14 protein-coding genes and 1 pseudogene are annotated in these 19,401 nt (G+C 61.3%); 6 read left to right on the plus strand and 9 right to left on the minus strand.

Features of this window, described 5'->3' with window-relative positions; all coding sequences use genetic code 11:
* Positions 1 to 37 precede the first annotated feature (37 nt).
* The 3 genes from ylqF (at position 38) to htpX (ending at position 3,312) form a co-directional block, all read left to right on the plus strand.
* The gene (gene ylqF, locus JH15_RS03985; protein WP_043527229.1) at positions 38 to 1,000 is read left to right on the plus strand and encodes a ribosome biogenesis GTPase YlqF; all 963 of its coding nucleotides are present in this window, start codon (positions 38 to 40) and stop codon (positions 998 to 1,000) included.
* A 25-nt stretch (positions 1,001 to 1,025) separates the two neighbouring features.
* On the plus strand, positions 1,026 to 2,258 hold the full coding sequence (locus JH15_RS03990) for a pyridoxal phosphate-dependent aminotransferase (protein ID WP_043528763.1): 1,233 nt from the start codon (positions 1,026 to 1,028) through the stop codon (positions 2,256 to 2,258).
* Between the two features lie 154 nt (positions 2,259 to 2,412).
* Entirely contained in the window at positions 2,413 to 3,312 is a 900-nt protein-coding gene (gene htpX, locus JH15_RS03995) for a protease HtpX (protein ID WP_043527232.1), read from the plus strand.
* A 78-nt stretch (positions 3,313 to 3,390) separates the two neighbouring features.
* Here the strand turns inward: htpX and pdxB are convergent, their stop codons facing one another.
* Positions 3,391 to 4,539, minus strand: coding sequence for a 4-phosphoerythronate dehydrogenase PdxB (pdxB, locus tag JH15_RS04000; protein ID WP_043527235.1), 1,149 nt, complete (start codon positions 4,537 to 4,539; stop codon positions 3,391 to 3,393).
* Between the two features lie 105 nt (positions 4,540 to 4,644).
* On the opposite strand from pdxB, the gene JH15_RS04005 reads away from it, so the two are divergent.
* Positions 4,645 to 4,926, plus strand: a complete 282-nt coding sequence (locus tag JH15_RS04005; RefSeq protein ID WP_043527237.1) for a hypothetical protein — start codon at positions 4,645 to 4,647, stop codon at positions 4,924 to 4,926.
* Positions 4,927 to 4,929: 3 nt separating this feature from the next.
* Here JH15_RS04005 and JH15_RS04010 read toward each other — a convergent pair whose 3' ends face one another.
* Together JH15_RS04010 and rlmKL are read right to left on the minus strand one after the other, a co-directional pair.
* Positions 4,930 to 5,256, minus strand: coding sequence for a glutaredoxin family protein (locus JH15_RS04010; RefSeq protein ID WP_043527240.1), 327 nt, complete (start codon positions 5,254 to 5,256; stop codon positions 4,930 to 4,932).
* Positions 5,253 to 7,451, minus strand: coding sequence for a bifunctional 23S rRNA (guanine(2069)-N(7))-methyltransferase RlmK/23S rRNA (guanine(2445)-N(2))-methyltransferase RlmL (gene rlmKL / locus JH15_RS04015; RefSeq protein WP_043527242.1), 2,199 nt, complete (start codon positions 7,449 to 7,451; stop codon positions 5,253 to 5,255). The genes JH15_RS04010 and rlmKL overlap by 4 nt, the downstream gene beginning before the upstream one ends.
* Positions 7,452 to 7,737: 286 nt before the next feature.
* Between rlmKL and rmf the strand changes: the two genes are divergently transcribed.
* On the plus strand, positions 7,738 to 7,944 hold the full coding sequence (gene rmf / locus JH15_RS04020; RefSeq protein WP_043527245.1) for a ribosome modulation factor: 207 nt from the start codon (positions 7,738 to 7,740) through the stop codon (positions 7,942 to 7,944).
* Between the two features lie 142 nt (positions 7,945 to 8,086).
* Here the strand turns inward: rmf and JH15_RS18190 are convergent, their stop codons facing one another.
* From JH15_RS18190 to JH15_RS04045, 6 genes and pseudogenes are all read right to left on the minus strand, one after another.
* On the minus strand, positions 8,087 to 9,103 hold the full coding sequence (locus tag JH15_RS18190; RefSeq protein WP_197053287.1) for a quinone-dependent dihydroorotate dehydrogenase: 1,017 nt from the start codon (positions 9,101 to 9,103) through the stop codon (positions 8,087 to 8,089).
* A gap of 123 nt (positions 9,104 to 9,226) precedes the next feature.
* Positions 9,227 to 14,059: pseudogene (locus JH15_RS04025) on the minus strand (NAD-glutamate dehydrogenase); the annotation flags it as partial.
* Between the two features lie 132 nt (positions 14,060 to 14,191).
* Entirely contained in the window at positions 14,192 to 15,298 is a 1,107-nt protein-coding gene (gene trmA / locus JH15_RS04030) for a tRNA (uridine(54)-C5)-methyltransferase TrmA (protein ID WP_043527248.1), read from the minus strand.
* A gap of 54 nt (positions 15,299 to 15,352) precedes the next feature.
* Positions 15,353 to 16,147 (minus strand): glutamate racemase, encoded by a 795-nt coding sequence (gene murI, locus JH15_RS04035; protein WP_043527250.1) that lies wholly within the window; start codon positions 16,145 to 16,147, stop codon positions 15,353 to 15,355.
* A complete protein-coding gene (locus tag JH15_RS04040; protein ID WP_052383882.1) occupies positions 16,144 to 17,076 on the minus strand; it encodes a LysR family transcriptional regulator in 933 nt (310 codons plus the stop codon). The genes murI and JH15_RS04040 overlap by 4 nt, the downstream gene beginning before the upstream one ends.
* Before the next feature lie 150 nt (positions 17,077 to 17,226).
* Positions 17,227 to 17,775 (minus strand): hemerythrin domain-containing protein, encoded by a 549-nt coding sequence (locus tag JH15_RS04045; protein WP_043528770.1) that lies wholly within the window; start codon positions 17,773 to 17,775, stop codon positions 17,227 to 17,229.
* 220 nt (positions 17,776 to 17,995) lie between these two features.
* Between JH15_RS04045 and JH15_RS04050 the strand changes: the two genes are divergently transcribed.
* The gene (locus tag JH15_RS04050) at positions 17,996 to 19,381 is read left to right on the plus strand and encodes a replication-associated recombination protein A (protein WP_052383883.1); all 1,386 of its coding nucleotides are present in this window, start codon (positions 17,996 to 17,998) and stop codon (positions 19,379 to 19,381) included.
* The last annotated feature ends 20 nt before the right edge of the window (positions 19,382 to 19,401 follow it).

Here is a 19,401-nt window from a genome sequence, read left to right on the forward strand (position 1 = left end):
TAGGCGACCGATTTCAATTGCGTGCAGGAGAAAGACGATGCTCGGCTGGTTCCCGGGACACATGAACAAGGCACGTCGCCAGATCAAGGAGGCATTACCCGAGATCGACGTGGTCCTCGAAGTGCTTGATGCCCGGCTGCCCTACTCCAGCGCCAATCCCATGCTGGCCGAGCTGACCGAGCACAAGCCGGTGCTCAAGATTCTGTCACGCGCCGACCTTGCCGACCCTGAGCGCACTCAGGAATGGGTGGCGCATTTCGACGCCCAGGAGAATACGCGTGCCTTGTCGGTGACGACCACCAATGCCCGCGAGCTCAAGCGCATTCCCAAGCTGTGTCATGAATTGGCCGGGCATATCCGCGCCGATCGCGATGTCAGAGTCATGGTCATGGGCATTCCAAACGTGGGGAAATCGACCCTGATCAATGGATTGGCGGGCCGCAAGATCGCCAAGACAGGCAATGAACCGGCCGTGACCAAGCGCCAGCAGAAAGTCCGTATCGAGGGTCGTGTCGCGCTCATCGATACGCCGGGGGTGCTGTGGCCCAAGATCGAGGACCAGGCCAGCGCCTATCGCCTGGCGGCGAGTGGCGCGATTCGCGATACCGCCATGGACTATCTCGACGTGGCCATGGTCGCGGCCGCTGAATTGGCCAAGCGATACCCCCAAAGCCTGGTCCAACGCTACAAGCTCAAGGAGTTGCCCACCTATACCGGTAACCCCGATGCCGAACATGTCGAAGCGGACGGCCCTCAGCGGCCCGACTTCCTGGCGTTGGCCGGCTTCGACGGTACCGCTCTCGTTCGCGAAATCGCTTCCAAGCGCGGTGGACTGCGCCCGGGCGGAGAGATCGATCTACACCGCGGAGCCGAAGTGTTGCTGCACGAACTTCGCGACGGCAAGCTGGGCCCGATCACCCTCGAAACACCTGCGGATATTCCCCCGCCGCCCGTCGAGGTCGACGATACGACCGATGACAGCGATGAAGACCGATCATAAGACCCTTACATTCGACGGACACTACATGGACACCCCGACTACGATCCGCAAGTCCCATAAACTCGATCACGTCTGCTATGACATCCGCGGCCCGGTGCTCGACCACGCCAAGCGCCTGGAAGAGGAAGGCCAGCGCATTCTCAAGCTGAACATCGGCAATCCCGCACCGTTCGGCTTCGAGGCGCCGGAAGAGATCCTTCAGGATGTGATGCGCAACCTGCCCACGGCTCAGGGCTACTGCGATTCCAAGGGACTTTACTCGGCACGCAAGGCGGTGATGCAGGAGTGCCAGCGCAAGGGTATTCCAGGGGTCGGGATCGAGGACATCTTCATCGGCAACGGGGTGTCCGAGCTGATCGTGATGACCATGCAGGCGCTGCTCAACGATGGCGACGAGGTCCTGATCCCCGCGCCGGACTACCCCTTGTGGACCGCCGCTGCCAACCTCTCGGGCGGACGTCCCGTGCATTACCTATGCGACGAGCAGGCCGACTGGGCCCCGGACATGGCCGATATCCGTAACAAGATCACCAGCCATACCCGCGCTATCGTATTGATCAACCCCAACAACCCCACCGGCGCGGTCTACCCGCCCGAAGTGATTCGGGAACTGCTGGCCATCGCCCGCGAGCACCATCTCGTGGTGTTCTCCGATGAGATTTACGACAAGATCCTGTATGACGATGTGGAACACGTTTCCACTGGTGCGTTGGCCGACGATGACCAGCTGGTGGTGACCATGAACGGACTCTCCAAGAGCTATCGCTGTGCCGGCTTCCGCTCTGGCTGGATGATTCTCTCGGGGGGGATTGCCAAGCAGCGGGCCGCTGATTTCATTCAGGGGCTTAACATGCTGGCATCGATGCGCCTGTGTGCCAACGTGCCGGCCCAGCACGCCATCCAGACGGCACTCGGGGGCTATCAGTCGATCAACGACCTGATCCTGCCCGGTGGTCGCCTGCGTGCCCAGCGCGACATTACCGTGGAGAAACTCAACGCGATCCCCGGGGTTTCCTGCGTCAAGCCCAAGGGGGCGCTGTATGCCTTCCCCAAGCTCGACCCCAAGGTCTACCCCATCCACGACGACCAGAAACTGGTGCTCGACCTGCTCCTGCAGGAAAAGATTCTTCTGGTTCAGGGCACAGCGTTCAACTGGCCGGACCCCGACCACCTGCGTATCGTCACGCTGCCCTGGGCCGAGCAACTGGGCGACGCCCTGGATCGCTTCGCTGGGTTCCTCGAACGCTATCGACAGTGACACCGTCGCCGGTAACGCTATCGAAATAGCGATCGGCGATGGTGGCGCGATTGACTGGGCGTCCCTTGAAACCTAACGGCGACGCCCGTATCTAAACAAGCAGTTCCGGTAATGAGCCGATAGGCTCACGGGCCGTTTCAGGAGAAACCCTTACATGATGCGAATCGTGCTGTTCCTGGCCACCAACCTGGCAATCGTGCTGGTGGCCAGCATTACCCTGCGTTTACTGGGCGTCGAGCCTTACCTCAACGCCAACGGTCTGAACATGAACTCGTTGCTGATCTTCTGCTTCGTGTTCGGCATGGCCGGCTCGATGGTCTCGCTGTTCCTGTCCAAGTGGATGGCCAAGCGCTCCACGGGTACTCAAGTCATCGAACAGCCACGTAACTCCACCGAGCAATGGCTGGTCGACACCGTGGCAGAACTGTCTCGCGATGCCGGAATCAAGATGCCTGAAGTGGGCATATTCCCCGCGCAACAATCCAATGCCTTCGCGACGGGCTGGAACAAGAACGATGCGCTAGTCGCCGTCTCGGCGGGTCTCCTGAATCGCATGCGCCCCGAAGAGGTGCGGGCAGTACTGGCCCACGAGATCGGGCATGTGGCCAACGGTGATATGGTCACGCTGGCCCTGATCCAGGGGGTGCTCAACACCTTCGTGATGTTCTTCGCTCGGATCGTGGCGCATGTGGTGGACAACTTCCTGCGCAGCCGCGATGACGGTGGCGGATTGGGATTCATGGGCTACTTCGCGGTAGTGATCGTGGCCGAGATCGTGTTTGGCCTGGTCGCCTCGATGATCGTGGCCTGGTTCTCACGCTTCCGCGAATATCGCGCCGACGCAGCCGGTGCCAAGTTGGCCGGCAGCGGCTCGATGATCAACGCCCTGGCACGTCTCAAGTCGGAATCCGAAATGCCCAACCAGATGCCTGAAACGTTCACCGCCTTCGGTATCACTACCGGCAAGTCACGCAAGCTCATGGAGCGTCTTTTCGCCAGTCACCCGCCGCTGGACGATCGTATCAGAGCCCTGAAGGAAGCAGCCTACCGCTAAGCGGATCTCGCTGACGACAAAGGCCGCTCTAGAGCGGGCCTTTGTCCCATCCAGGCGACCTGCGATGCAGGACCGCGCCTAAGCTGCCACGCTGAAACCGGCCGCCTCGAGCAATGTCCGCAGAGAATGATCGGCCTCCCCTCCCTCCAGTCGCACGCTCACGGTAGAAAACTCACGCCGAACGGGATATTCGGAGCGATAGCGGTCGAATCCCGTACTTGTGCCGTAGTAATCGACATAGCGTAGAAAGCTCGCCATATCGCGCCGGATGTCGTAACACCCCCTGATTGCAATCGACAGGGCCTCGAGGGGCGGGGTATCTGAATCCAGCGTAATTTCTCGCAGCCATGGCCCCGGTTGAAGCAATGCCACGCTGTGGCGAGCGGGCAGCCCGAAATGCGTGACCAGCGCCTGGTAGGCCATCTCTGTGCCCCGCATCTTGCCATCCAGGCTATGCCCCGCAATGTGTGGCGTGGCGATGTCTACCTTGGTCATCAAGCCAGGATCACAGGCGGGCTCTCCTTCCCAGACATCCAGGACGGTACGCAGATCGCCGCGCCGTATCAGGCGCTGATGCAGTGCATCGTTATCCACGCATTCCCCGCGTCCTGCACTGACCAACCAAGTCCCCGGCGCAAGTGCGTCGATACGCGTGGCATCGAGAAGGTGATGGGTGGGGTGGTTGCCCTCACGCACCAACGGTGTGTGAACACACAGCACATCGCACTGTTCAATCAGTGCATCCACGCCAACGAAGTCGTTATGGGCCTCTCGTTCCGCGCGAGGCGGATCGCAGACCAGGCAATCGACGCCCAGCGCGGCAAGGCGCTGCCACACACGGCCGCCCACATTCCCGGCCCCGAGTATGCCCACCTTGCGCTCGGTCAGGGGAACCCCCTCGGACTGGGCGAGCGTCATCAAGCTTGCCAGCACATAATCGCCGACGGATTCGGCATTGCTGCCCGGGGCGCTGGCGAAACCAATCCCCTTGTCCTTGAGGTAATCGAGATCGACGTGATCGGTACCGATGGTACAGGTCGCCACGAACCTGACCCGGGAGCCTTCAAGCAAGTCAGCATTCACTCGCGTGGTGGAGCGCACGATGAGCGCATCCTTATCGCGGACATGCTCGGCGCTAATCTCACGACCCGGAATGCGGGTCACCTCCCCCAGCTCACCGAAGAAGCCTTCGGCCAGGGGGACATTGCGATCCACGAGTAGATGCATGGGTTCGCTCCTTGTTCGCTGCGTCCGTGGGGTTACAATACCGCAGCCATCTTAGGCGTGCCCTGCCGAGGGCAATAAGCCGCCGACAACTGCAGGAGCCGCCGAGTGATCGTTCGCTGGGAAAGTGACCATGATTATGTACTGGTGCATATCCATCAGGATATGTTCGGCGACTGGATCTTCAGCCGCGCCTGGGGACAGATCGGCACTCAGTTCGGGGGGCTCAAGCATCAACTGGCCGAGGATCACGACCAGGCGCTGATGTGGCTTGAGGATGTCGCCACCATCCAGGGCTCGCGGGGCTTCCGCAAGGTGCTGGAAGCCCAGGACGACACGCCCGAAGGACGCGATGCCGTCAGGCAGCTCTCATTGCTCGATAACGCCTGACATTCACCCCAAGTAGCGTCGGCCGCCGCGCATGACGGCCCCAGTCGGAGCCCTGGCCGTTGCCGTCGGGCTTTCCTCGGGCTCACGAAGCCAACCCCGTTCCGCCAGCCAGGCAGCCAGTCGTTCGGCATCGAAGCCACGATCGAGCTCGGCCCCGTGCTCGTCCACCAGTACCGGTATCCTCATGCCGTAGCGCTCGGCCAGGGCGTCATCCTCGGCGATCTCGACCTTTTCGAGCGCATACGACGTCGCACATAGCCGCGCCAGGTGATGCTCCAGCGCGTCGCACAAATGGCAGCCCAGCGTGGTGTAGAGCGATAGACGGATCATGCCCCCTCCCGGTGACGCAGCAGGAAACAGTGATGCAGGTCGGGGCGACGTGTGAAGTCGGGATCGAACGTCTTCGTCGAAATATCCTGAACCTCGTACCGCGCGGTTACCGACGCATCCATGACGAAGCGACGCTGGTTGTTCGAGAACACCAGGGTTCCACCCGGAGCCAGGCGCGCCATGGTCAGCTCGATGAGTTTCGCGTGATCGCGCTGAATGTCCAACGTCTCCTCCATGCGCTTGGAGTTCGAGAAGGTCGGAGGATCGAGGAAGATCAGATCGAACTCGCTGCCTGCCGTCTCCAGCCAGCGGAAGCAATCGTCCCGCACGACCCGGTGACGGGTCGGATCCAATCGGTTCAGGGCGAGGTTGTCACGCGCCCATTCGAGATAGGTATTCGACAGATCGACGCTGATGCTATCCGTCGCCCCGCCCTTAGCCTCTGTGCCCAAGGCCGCCTGGACCGTCGCCGTTCCGGTATAGCAGAACAGGTTCAGAAAACGCTTGCCGGGCGCCATCTCGGCGAGCATGCGCCGCACCGGCCGGTGATCAAGGAAGAGTCCCGTGTCGAGATAATCACGCAAGTTGACCCACAACAGGGCGCGGCCCTCGCGCACCTGGAACCGCTCGCCGCTGGCCGCCTGCTTCTGATATTGCGCCTTGCCTGCCTGGCGCTCGCGCTGCTTGAAATACACATGATCGGGGCTGACGCCAAGCACCCCGGGTATGACCCCCAACGCATCGAGCAGGCGCCGCTGTGCCTGGGCGGGGTCGATCGACTTCGGCGGTGCATACTCCTGCACATGCACACGCTCGCCGTACACGTCGATGGCCAGCGCATACTCCGGCATGTCGGCGTCATAGACGCGATAGCATGTCTCGCCCGACCGCTTGAGCCAGCTCTTGAGGCGCTTGCGGTTCTTTTCCAGACGGTTGGCGAACATCTGTGCGCCTTGGGAGCGTGCCGGCTTGGCGGGCGGACTCGGCGGCGTGTCGGGCGTCGGTTGCTCGCCTGCTTCATCCTGCGCCGGCACGTCGATCAGCAGCAACTTGCAATCGATGGGGCCATTCTTGTAGGCGTACTGCTTACGGGCGCGCAGCCCGGTACGGTGCCCCAGCTCGGGGTTTCCGGTGAACAAGGCCAGCTCCCAGCCGGGAAACTGCTCGCGAACCCGCTGGCCCAGCTCGGCATACAACGGCACCAGGGAAGGCAGCTCGCCCAGGCGTTCGCCATACGGCGGGTTGGTAATGACCAAGCCAGTGTTGGCCGTCAGCGTCTGGGGGCGCACCAGGCCGGCGACCGAGCCGCCACGGAATTCGATCAGGGCCGGTAACCCGGCCCGCATGGCGTTGGCCTTGGCTGCGGCAATGGCTTGCGGGCTCTGGTCGAACCCGAAGAGCTGCGACTTGCAGCGCTTGCGTCCGATACTGGCGCGGGCGTCGGCCTCACGCTTGAGTTCAAGCCATAACGCAGAATCGTGGCCTGACCAGCCATGAAAACCGAAACGCTCACGGTTGAGGTTGGGCGCGATGTCGGCCGCCATCAATGCTGCCTCGATCACCAACGTGCCGGAACCGCACAGGGGGTCGACCAGCGCTTCCCCGGCCTTGGCCCGGCTGGGCCAATCCGCGCGTATCAGCAGAGCTGCGGCCAGGTTCTCCTTGAGCGGCGCATGTCCCAGCTCACGTCGATAGCCACGCTTATGGAGACTATCCCCCGACAGGTCGATGCCCAGCGTCAGCCTTTCGCGATGCAAATGGGCATACAAGCGCAGATCGGGTTGCTTGAGATCGATGGTGGGTCGCGGCCGCTCGGCAATCCGCAGACGATCGACTACACCGTCCTTGACGGTCTGGGCGCCGAAGCGGGTATGGCGCATCTGATCGGACGTGCCATGGAAGTCCACCGCCAGCGTCGCCCCCGGGGCCAGATGATTTTCCCAGCCGATCGACTGGGTCGCCTCTCTGATACGTTCGGGCCCTGTCATTCCTTCTTCGCGAATCAGGCACAGCACGATCCGGTTGGCCAGACGTGACCACAAACACGCACGGTAGCCTGCCTCGAGAGGCCCTTCGAAATGCAAACCCGCCACCGTGGTCTTGGTGACCTTTGCGCCGAAAGCCTCGAGTTCACTGGCCAGCTGGGCCTCGATACCCTTGGGACATGAAGCAAAAAAACGCAGGGTTTCCGTCATGATGGCCTCGCGCGAATGTTCATCTGGCGGTATTAGTTTCGACATATGACTGTAACTTCACTTTGATAATGCCCTTATGCCAAATTGATTGTCGACAAGAGGTCATGATATGGGCTAGATGTATAAAAGGTAGCTACCGGATGACGCATGCGTTCATGTTCGCGGACACCTCGAGTGTGCGGGGAGAGAGACTGGCCAAGGGTTGAGAAACCCGACCTTCTTCCTTCGCTCATGCATGGGTTGTGAGGCGTTCGTACAACAATTGGTTCATCTATGAGGTCATCCGATGAAACGACAGAAACGTGATCGCTTCCAGCGTGCTTATGTTCATGGCTACAAGGCCGGTATCTCGGGCCGCTCCCGAGATGATTGTCCCAGTCAGGACGTCAATTTGCGCGAATATTGGATGAGCGGTTGGCGTGAAGGTCGTGGGGACCAGTGGGCCGGCATGACGGGAGTCTCCGGCATTCACAAGAACCCCATGGTAATGTGACCCCTTTTACATCCTTCATCATCAGGTGAAGTGGCAAGGCCCGTGCATGGACACGGGCCTTTTTACGTCGCCCTGCTCATTCGATGCCAACCTCGACTTCACTAGGCTCTATTGGCACATTGGCACATTGGCACGTTCAGTATCATCCGCGAAGCAGTGCCTCGGCACACTCACGCACCAGCGTCGGTCCTCGATAAATGAAGCCGGTGTAGAGCTGCACCAGATCAGCCCCCGCCGCTAGCTTATCGGCTGCCGCCTGGCCGCTGTCGATACCCCCCACCCCAATGATCGGCAGCTCAGGCAAATGCCGCCGCAATTCCCGAATCACCGTATTCGACGCCTCGAAGACGGGAGCCCCCGAAAGCCCCCCCTGCTCATCGGCGTAGGGCACGCCAGCCACTGCCTCACGGGATACGGTGGTGTTGGTGGCGATCACACCATCGATGGCATTGGCCGACAAGGAACCAGCAACCAATTCAATTTCTTCGGCGCTCATGTCCGGTGCAATCTTGACCGTCAACGGTACCGCCCTACCTCGCTCCCGGTCGAGCCGTGAAGCGGCATCCCGAAGTGCGCCCAGCAAAGCATCGAGCTGTTCGCCGAACTGAAGCGTCCTCAAGCCTGGCGTATTGGGTGAAGAGATATTCACCGTGACGTAATCGGCATGCGGGTGAACTCGCTCCAGGCAGTAAAGATAATCGTCCACCGCGTTCTCGACCGGTGTCGTCAGGTTCTTGCCGATATTGATGCCGAGGATGCCATCGAAACGGCGGGCCTGGACCCGTGCTATCAGGTGCTCGACCCCGGCGTTGTTGAACCCCATCCGATTGATGATCGCCTTGCGCTCGGGCAGGCGAAACAGGCGTGGCTTGGGGTTGCCCGGTTGGGGCTTGGGCGTCACGGTGCCCACTTCGACAAAACCGAACCCCAGGGCACCCAACGCATCGAGATGATCGCCATTCTTGTCCAGCCCCGCGGCCAGGCCCACTCGGTTGGGGAACCGCAGCCCCATTACCTCGACCGGATCATCAATACAGGCCCCCCCTGCCAGGCGTGAGGCCAATCCCAGGCGATGCGCCAGCGCCAGGCCACGTAGTGTTACACCATGGGCGGTTTCCGGGTCGAGTCGAAACAGCAGGGAGCGGGCCTGGGGGTACATGAAACTCCTCGGGGGAAACGGGACCGAATGGTACAAACACGATTGGGCGGCGATTATACGCCACCCGTTCCAAAACGACGAACCCCGCCATTGGCGGGGGTCGTTGCCGGGGAGGGGATGCCCTTCGATATTGCTCTCGGCCAGGTCGACGAGTTCGCGGATAGCCACCGCAAACAGCGCATACCCACCTTGAGAGCCGGACCGCAGCTCCTCCAGCAAGCCGCACCAGCGCCGGTAAAGCGAGTCGTGCCGCTCGATCCAGCAGGCCACACGAGGCTCCACATCACGTGGGGCGTCATCGAGCTTGATCACGCGTACGGTCAGCGCCAGTTGCTGGCGGTCCAAATCATCGCGGAAGGTCTCGCGTGCCTGGGCCTGCCAACTATCGCTGACCTCGAGCTCGTTGATCTGCTCGATGACGCGGGGCAACTCGAGCCGGTGCCCCACCTCGTAGAAGACCTCTGCCACCTGCTGGATCTTTTCGCCAGAGAGCTTGGCAGCTTCGATGATACCCAGACCGGAATACAGGCTGGGCGCCGAGGCCACCGCACTTGCCAGTTCCTCGGGCACGCCTGCCGAGACGAGCTCTTCGCGGCGGGCTTCCCAGGCCTCGCGCTCGTCGCCCCGCAGCCGCTCACCCAGGCTTTCCTGGAGCTGCGCCAACCGGGGCGCGAAGTGGCCGATGCTATCCTTCACCGTCATGCCACTGCGTTGACGCAGGAACCAGCGTGTGGCGCGCCGTAGCAGGCGCATGAGATCGAGCATCATGCGGTACTGGACATGGCTCTCGACCTGATTGTCCAGCGATTCGATCTGCTGCCACAGGCCGTTGAGGTTGAAGCTATCGCGAGCGATGACATAGGCACGAGCGATTTCCGCCCGGTTGGCCCCGGTGGTGTCGATCAGCCGCCGGGCAAAGACGATCCCCATGTGATCGACCAGATCGTTGGCTATCTGCGTGGCCACGATTTCCCGCTTCAAGCGGTGCTCGTACATCTCATCTGTGAAACGTTCGACCAGAATCGGCGGGAATACCCGCTCGAGATGCTGCTGCAGGTAGGGATCGTCGGGAATGTCCGAGGCAATCAAATCGCCCTGCATGACGCTCTTGGCGTAGGAAATGAGCACCGAGAGTTCAGGCAGCGTCAGCCCCTCGCCCGCGCTCGACCGCTCCAGCAATTGCTCATCGCTGGGCAGGAATTCGAGCTCACGATCGAGCTGTCCCTTGGCTTCCAGTTCGTTGATGAAGCGGCGGTACGGTCCCAGGCCTTCCCGTGAAAGAATCTCGGAAAGCGACAACGCCTGGGTCTGCCGGTAGTTGCTTCTCAGGACCAGTTGGCCCACGTCTTCGGTCATGCCGGCAAGCAACTCATTGCGCTGCTTGCAGGTCAGATCACCCCGCTTGACCACATCGTCGAGCAGGATCTTGATATTGACCTCATGGTCGGAGCAGTTGACCCCGCCGGCGTTGTCGATGAAGTCGGTGTTGACCCGCACCCCTCGCTTGGCGGCTTCCATGCGGCCACGTTGAGTCAGGCCCAGGTTGCCCCCCTCGCCGACCACGCGACACCGCAGGTCTTCGCCATTGATCCGCAGGGCATCGTTCGCCTTGTCACCCACATCGGCATCGCTCTCTTCGCTCGACTTGACGTAGGTTCCGATCCCGCCGTTCCAGACCAGGTCGACTCGCGACTTGAGCATCGCGCTAATCAGTTCATTGGGCGCCAGCTTGTCCTCGCTGATATCGAATAGCGCCTTCATTTCGTCCGAGATAGGGATCGATTTAGCGCTACGCTTGAAGACCCCGCCCCCCTTGGAGATCAGCTTGCTGTCATAGTCTTCCCAGCTGGAGCGCGCCAGGTCGAACATTCGCTTGCGTTCATTGAACGACTTGCCGGGATCCGGATCCGGGTCGACGAAGATGTGCAGGTGGTTGAAAGCACCTACCAGGCGGATCTTGTCCGACAGCAGCAGGCCATTGCCGAAGACGTCACCGGCCATATCGCCAATGCCAAGCACGGTGAACTCATCGGCCTGGGTATTGATCCCCAGTTCACGGAAGTGTCGCTTGACCGACTCCCACGCCCCCTTGGCGGTGATGCCCATCTTCTTGTGGTCATAACCGTTGGCTCCGCCCGAGGCAAAGGCATCGCCCAGCCAGTGGCCGTATTCAAGCGAGATCTCGTTGGCGATATCCGAGAAGGTCGCGGTGCCCTTGTCGGCGGCCACCACCAGGTAGGGATCGTCCTCATCATGACGAACCACATGCTCTGGCGGTACGATCTCGCCGCTCTCGAGATTGTCGGTGACATCGAGCAAGGCACGAATGAATATCTTGTAACAGGCAATGCCTTCCTGCTGGATCGCGTCACGATCGCCCCCTTCGGGCAAGCGCTTGCAGACGAAGCCCCCCTTGGCGCCCACCGGCACGATGACCGCATTCTTCACCTGCTGCGCCTTGACCAGCCCCAGCACTTCGGTACGGAAGTCCTCGTGGCGATCGGACCAGCGCAGCCCCCCGCGGGCGACCTTGCCGCCACGCAGGTGAACGCCTTCCACCCGCGGCGAATAGACGAAAATCTCGAACATCGGACGTGGCTTGGGCATGCCGGTGACGCGCGAAGGCTCGATCTTGAACGACAGATACGTCTTGAGCTCCCCGTCAGGCCCCGGCTGATAGTAGTTGGTGCGCAGCGTCGCCTCGATCAGTTCGATGTAACGACGGATCAATTGGTCGTCATTGAGGCTCGCAACGTCGTCCAGTAGCCGGTAGAGACGCTCGATACAGGCCTCGGCCTCCTCGTCACGATTGCCCTGCTCCGGGTCCAGCCGCAGCTCGAAGAGGCTGACCAGCTCCCGGGTGATATCGGGATGGTTGGCGAGGGTGTTGGCAATATAGGCCTGGGAGAGGCCGAAACGGATCTGTTTCAGATAACGGGCATAGGCGCGCAGCATCGCCACTTCGCGCCAGCTCAGGTTGGCCCCGATTACCAGGCGATTGAAGGCATCGTTCTCGGCCTCGCCGTTCCAAATGCGCTTGAAGGCATCGATGAACGGCTCGCGAAGCTCTTGAAGATTGACGCTGTGGCTCGAGTGATGCTCCAGGTCGAAGTCGTGTATCCAGTAACTCCCGTCGACACGCTCGATCTGATAGGGCCGCTCGCCGATGACACGCAGCCCCAGGTTCTCCATGACCGGCAACACATCGGATAGCGGAATCGGACGGTCCTTGTGGAAGAGCTTGAGATTGACGCCATCCTCTTCCTCTTCAACCAGGCGGTAGAGCGAGAGTGAGAGCGGCGCGCCTTCGTCGAGCTCGCTCAGGTGCTGGATATCGTAGATGGCGGTGCGTGCCGAGTAGTCCTCACGGTAGCCGATGGGGAAGGCGTCCCGGTATTTGTCCATCAGCCGGTTGGCATGTTCTTCACCGAAGCCTTCCACCATGGCGTTCTGAAGATCGTCACGCCAATTGCGAGCGAGGTTGGCTACCTTCTGCTCGATGCGCTTGATGTCGTAATCGACCGGCTGGTCGCCATTGAAGCGAAGTATGAGCTGTATGCGCGCCAGTACTGACTCGGAAAGGTAAGTATTGAAGTCACCGAAGGTGGCATCGAGTTCATCGCACAGCAGGTTCTGGATGCGCACGCGCAGGTCGGTGGAGAACACATCGCGAGGCACGAATACCAAACAGGAATAGAACTTGCCGAAGCGATCCTCGCGAATGAACAGGCGTACCCGGCGCCGCTCACGCATGTTGAGGATGCCGATGACGGTACGCGTCAGATCCTCGGTCGGGGTCTGGAACAGGTCGTCGCGTGGATAAACATTGAGGATCTGACGGAGCTGGTTGCCGTCGTGCCCCTGGGGATCGACCCCTGCCGCATCCATCACCGCACTGATCTTGCGCCGCAGTAGGGGTATGTGACGGGGGGAGTCGTTGTACACGGTCGCCGCATAGAGCCCGAGGAAGCGATGTTCGCCAATCAACCGGCCCTTGTCGTCGTAGCGGTCGATCGAGATGTAATCGGGATAGGTCGGTCGATGGACCCGGGCATGATAGGCGCTCTTGGCAAAGGACAGCAGTTCGGGTACCAGTACATAGCGCGGCCCATCGACCCCCTGATCGTTGCGGATCTGCTCCTGATAGCGGGGCTGGTCGAGCTTGAACACCCCAAGGTTGCTGTCCGGCACCTTGCGAAGCTCATCCTTGCCATCCTTCTCGATGACCTCAAACTGGTCATACCCGAGGAAGGTGAAGTTATCCGCGAGCAACCACTCCAGAAAGGCGATGGCCTCCTCATGATCCTCGCTGGAAATCTGCTTGGGTTTCTTGGCCTTGATCTCATCGAGCGCTTGGCGAACCTTGTCTCGCATGGGTTCGAAATCGGCTACGGCGGTGTGTACGTCGCGCAGCACCTCACGCAAGCCCTCCTCGATTTCGGCGAGCAGGGAAGGGTCGGAATAGCGATCGATCTCGACACAGATCAACGACTCCCGCCCCTTGGGCGCCTTCTTGTGATCGGGGCTCGTCAGCGAGACCAAGCGATTGGACGCGTCACGGTCGGTGGCGATCACCGCATTGTGAATCGAATGCAGGGTGACACCACGTCGATTGAGCTCGATACGCACGGAGTCGACCAGGAACGGCATGTCTTTCTGCAGCACTTCGACCTGGGTATGGGTCGACTGCCAGCCATGCTCCTCGAAATCGGGATTGTACACACGCACCTTGGGTTCACGGAGATCGTGAGCCTGAATGAAATGCCAGGTAGACAGGGTCGCCCCGTAGATATCCTCGATGCGGCGCTCCGAGAGATCCTCGATGGAAGCGCGTGAATAAAGGGTTTCGGCGAAGTTCATGATCGACTCGACCTTGTCGCCATCGAGTCGCTTGCTCATGTAGTCCTTGAGCTCCGCAAGGAGTTCGTGCTTGCCATCGCTCGCAACGTGTTGCATCAATCACCTCGGCTCGAGCCGGTCGATCCTTTCGACCGGCGGGGATTTTGTATGAGCTTACTGTAGCCCGTCGCTCGCCCCTACCCAGTTGCCGCTTTTGTCATGATGCATGACAGTTGTGCATGGGCTCGGTCATTCCCGGCGTTCCAGCAGCACACCGCACTCGCAGTGATGGGTATAGGGAAACTGATCGAAGAGCGCAAAGCGGCGAATCTCATGCGTCGTACCAAGCTGCGCCAGATTCTCCTCCAGAGTATCGGGATTGCAGGAGATATAGACGATACGGCGATACCCGCTGAGCTGTTCGCAACTGGCGGCATCGAGACCGGCACGCGGCGGGTCGACCAGTACTGTAGAGAAATCGTAGTCGTCGAGACTCATCTCGGCCACCCTGCGGCCCCCTTTGTCGCCCTTCAGGGCTGCCGAGAACTCCTCGGCCGACATACGGGCCACATGGGCATTGTTCACCCCGTTGGCCTCGAGATTGACATTGGCCGAAGCCACCGAGGTTCGCGAGATTTCCGTGGCCAGCACACGACGAAAATTCTCCGCCAGGGCCACGGTAAAGTTGCCATTCCCGCAGTACAGTTCGACCAGATCCGCTGCCTGGCTATCGCGAGTGACGTCGCGTGCCCAACTCAGCATGGCTCGGGAAATTTCGGCATTGGGCTGGGTAAAGCTGTTTTCCACCTGCTGATAGACGAAGGTGCGTCCATCGACCTCGAGTCGCTCCCACACATGGTCTCGCTCGAGGATCAGCCGCTGCTTGCGCGCCCGTCCGATGATCGATGCATCGAGCTGGCGTTGCAGGAGCTGCGCCTCGGCCTGCCACGCCTCGTCGAGCTGGCGATGATAGATCAGTGTGATCAAGGCTTCGCCGGAGAGCGTGGTTAGGAACTCGACCTGGAACAGTCTGCGACGTAAGTGCGGGTTGTCGCGAATCGCATCGAGTAGGCGCGGCATCAAGTCGTTGATGCGCCGACTCGCCACCGGAAAGTCATCGAGACGGATGATGCGCTTGTCGTTCGGCGCCTCGGGGTCGACCTCGAACATGGCATAGTAAAGGTCGTCTCCCTCATGCCAGATGCGGAATTCGCAACGTTGACGATAATGGCTGGGAGGCGAGGGATAAACCTCCAATTCTGGCGGCGAGAAACGGGCGAACTGGGTGGTAATCCGCTCTCGCTTGGCGGCAAGCTGCTCCGCGTAGCGGGAAGGATCGACGACGGGAACGGCCACGAGGTCTCCTTGGGTGAATAAACGTTTAAAGGCTAGTTGGATGCAGGGCCAGCCTCACTGGGCGAGGCTGCGTGGCTCGGTCACCTTGAGCTGGCTGGGCGCTGCGAAACCGAAACGCGCCAGGACGCCGCGAAGACGCTCGGGCTGGCCGGTCACCCAGGCCGGGCCGGGACCGTGCCTCGAGCACGGCGCGATAACCTGCTGTACCCGGCGAGCGATGGCCTCACCGGAGTCGATCCAGAGCACGGGGCGTTGTGCCGCGGTATCGAGCGCATCGCGTATCAATGGGAAATGCGTGCAGCCAAGCACGATCGTGTCGAGCTCGGGATCCTGCCACAAGGGTGCCAGGCAGCGCGCGACGACGTCGCTGTCCAGCAGTCCCTGGGTGAGCATGCGTTCGGCCTGGGCAACCAGCGGGTCGGCAGCCAGGCGCATGACGCGGCAATCCGGCGCAAACTGATCGATCAGGGTCTGGGTATAGGGGCGATTGACCGTTGCGGAGGTGGCCAGCAGGGCCAGGCTACGGGACCGGCTGGCCTGCGCGGCCGGCTTGATCGCCGGCACGGTGCCCACCACGGGAATCCCGAGATGGCTGCGCAAGGCCTCAAGTGCCACCGTACTGGCCGTATTGCATGCGATCACCAGCCCACTGGCGGCGCTCGCCTCGACGGCAGCGTCACACACGGCAACGATTCGCTTGACCAGCCAGGCGTCGGGCTTGGTGCCGTAAGGCAGCATGGCATCGTCGCAGACATACGCGAGTGCCGCCTCAGGCAGGACACGTTGCAGTGCAGACACGACGGATAGCCCGCCGACGCCCGAATCGAAGACCAGTACAGGACCACTCATGGGGCAGGCTCCGGTACGCTGGCGTCGCTCGCCGTGGAGTCAGGGAGGTGGGTAAAGTGATCCATCAGGGTATCGATCAGCGCCCTGAGTCGTGCCGGCATCAAGGCACGCTCGGCATAAAGCAGATACACACCCAATGGCGGCGGGTCGAAGGCTTCGAGAACGCGAACCAGGCGTCCACGCTCCACTTCTGGCTCGCCCAGGAAGGCCGGCTTCTGGACCAGGCCCATACCCCGCGAGGCCGCCTCGGCCAAAGCGCGGCCATTGTTGCAGGTCAGCACGGGACGGTAGCGCACACGCTCTACCTTGCCATCCACGGTCATGTTCCAGCAGGGACCATTGCGCTGCAGGCTGTAGTGCAGGCAGCGATGCTGCAGAAGATCGCGAGGATGCTCGGGAGAACCATGGCGTGACAGGTAGTCGGGCGAGGCATACAGATGCACCGGCATCGACATCAGCGGACGGGCGATCAGGCTGGAATCCGCGAGGGCTCCAATGCGCACCACCAGGTCGAAATCCTCAGCAAGCAAATCGACCCGTCGGTCCTCGAGAACCACGTCGAGGGCGACCGAGGGGTGGGCCTGCTCGAATGCCTGCAAGGCGGGAATCAGTTCACGCACGCCGAAGTCCAGGGGCGCCGAGAGCCGCAGGCGGCCGCGAATCTCGCCACGCTGTTCTCCCAACCCCGCTTCGAGTTCACTCAGCTCATCGAGCAAACGCCCTGCCCCTTGAAGGTACCGCTCACCTTCGGCGGTCAGTTGCAGCTGGCGTGTGGTGCGAGCGAGCAGACGCACCCCGAGCTGCTCCTCGAGACGTGATACCTGCTTGCTGACCATGGCATTGGAAAGCCCGAGCTTGCGCGCCCCGCCGGCAAAGCTGCCGGCATCGACCACCGCTCGAAAGATTTCCATTGCCTGAAGCCGATCCATATCACGCTGACCTTTCCCCTGGACGTTAGCCGCATTCTACCCTACCTGCGGCCTCGACCCGAGACCCTACTCAGCGACAAGCATGCAAGACGGCCCACCCCGTTGCCCTGGGGTGGGCGCGGGGCAGGCCGGGCTCGGTGGCGTTGGTGCCTAGGTAGGAACCGGCTCGGGATCCCCTTTCAACTCGGCATAGAGTTCGGGATACGTCGATTGGAGGTATTCCAGCTTGCTGGAGGCCCCTTCGGGCAACAGCTCCGCCAATCGACGCAGGTCCTGATCATCGAGATGCTCGCGTATCAACGGAAACAGCTCTTCCCGTTCATGGCGCAGGTAGGCGCGATGCGCCTCCAGATAGGCCCGCATGTCCTCCGTGAAGCGATCCATGGGTACGATGGCATCCATGAGGATCATGTCGAGATCCTGGGAGAGCCGCATGAGGCGCTCATGCAGGTCGTGATAATCCTCGGCCAGCTTGCGGGTGAACTCCAGGGTCTCGGGAGCCGTGGTCAACAACTGCTCGCTATAGATCCTCTCGAGAGGCACGGTAAACTCATTCATGTAGTCGAGGATATAATCGATCACTTCACGGATGAGCTGGAAATCGGGACGCTCGCCCTCGGCAAGCGTCTTCTGCTTGAGCTGTAGCACGTGCAGAAGACGCGCCATATTGGCATGATCCTGGCGGAGTTGAGTCAGCATGGGCATTGGCGGGCCTCCTCTGCTGGCATGGGGGGACTGGCAGTGACCAGTGATACCCTGACAGGAGCTTGGACTCCCCTGCGTGGACCAAGTTCTTCAGCAAGACAGGATGCTCCTGACGCGCTTCATGACGCTTGGAATGTATAACCCTAGTGCCAAACGTCTCATCGCGCCATTACCCGGTGTCCTGGTTCAGGACCTAGTACGAACGGAGTCGACAATGGATCTTTTCAGCCAACAGCATGGCAAGGAAAGCGCGCCCTTGGCCTTTCGCATGCGCCCCCGCCGCCTCGACGATTACGTCGGCCAGCAGGCCCTGGTCGGCCCTGGTAAGCCTCTGCGACGCATGGCCGAGACCGCCACGGTGCGCTCGATGATCCTGTGGGGCCCGCCGGGGGTAGGCAAGACCACCCTGGCTGAGATTCTTGCCAATGAGTCCGGGGCCGAACTGGAGCATCTCTCCGCCGTCATGGCCGGGGTCAAGGACATACGGGCCGCTGTCGAACGGGCGCGGCTAGGTCAGTCGCAAGGTCGCAGCACCTTGCTGTTTCTCGATGAAATTCATCGTCTCAACAAGAGCCAGCAGGACGCCTTGCTGCCGCATGTCGAATCCGGGCTGCTGACCCTGATCGGAGCGACCACCGAAAACCCCTCGTTCGAGGTCAATTCCGCCCTGCTGTCTCGCGCTCGGGTCTACGTGTTGAAGACGCTCAGCGAAGACGAACTGGTACAGGTACTGCGCCAAGCCCTGAACGATAACGAACATGGCCTGGGGGAGCGCCGCATTCATGCCGACGCCGAGGTAATGGGTATCCTGGCGCGCGCCTCGGGTGGCGATGCGCGGCGTGCATTGGGACTCCTCGAAACAGCCTGCGATTTTACCGTGGCCGAAAATGGCGAAGAACGCCTGCCCCGCGAAGCCCTGCATGAAGTGATCGGACACCAGGCCAGCGCCTTCGACAAGCAGGGCGATCATTACTACGACCTCCTCTCGGCCATTCACAAGTCGATCCGTTCGTCACGCCCGAATGCGGCTTTGGCCTATATGGCGCAGTTCATGCAGGGGGGCGGCGATCCGCTGGATGTCGTCAGGCGCTTGACGGCAATTGCCTCCGAGGATGTCGGCAATGCCGACCCGCGTGCCCTGCCGTTGGTGATTGCCGCATGGGATGCCTACCTGCGCCTGGGCGATTACGAAGGCCAGCGAGCCATTGCCCACGCGGCGATCCACCTTGCCGTGGCCCCGAAGAGCAATAGCATCGACCAGGCCTGGAGCCAGGCCAAGGCGCTGGTCGCCGAGCATCCCAACCTGGAGGTGCCTACTTACCTGCGCAATGCCCCTACCAAGCTGATGGAGTCGTTGGGCCATGGGCAGGGCTATCGCTATGCCCACAATGAACCGAACGGCTACCCGGCTGGCAGCGTGCACGATTGCTGGCCAGACAACCTGCCCCGCCGAGGCCTGTATCGCCCCAGTGGCCACGGCCAGGAAAGCCGTTTCGGCCAGCTCATAGAGTGGCGGGCGCAACTCGATGCCCAGGCAGACGATGCCAATTCAGGCAATGTCCAGACAGGCGATGTCCAAACAGGCAAAAGGGAGCCCTGAGGCTCCCCGTAGATGCTTTC

Source organism: Litchfieldella xinjiangensis (assembly GCF_000759345.1).
Classification (GTDB): domain Bacteria; phylum Pseudomonadota; class Gammaproteobacteria; order Pseudomonadales; family Halomonadaceae; genus Litchfieldella_A; species Litchfieldella_A xinjiangensis.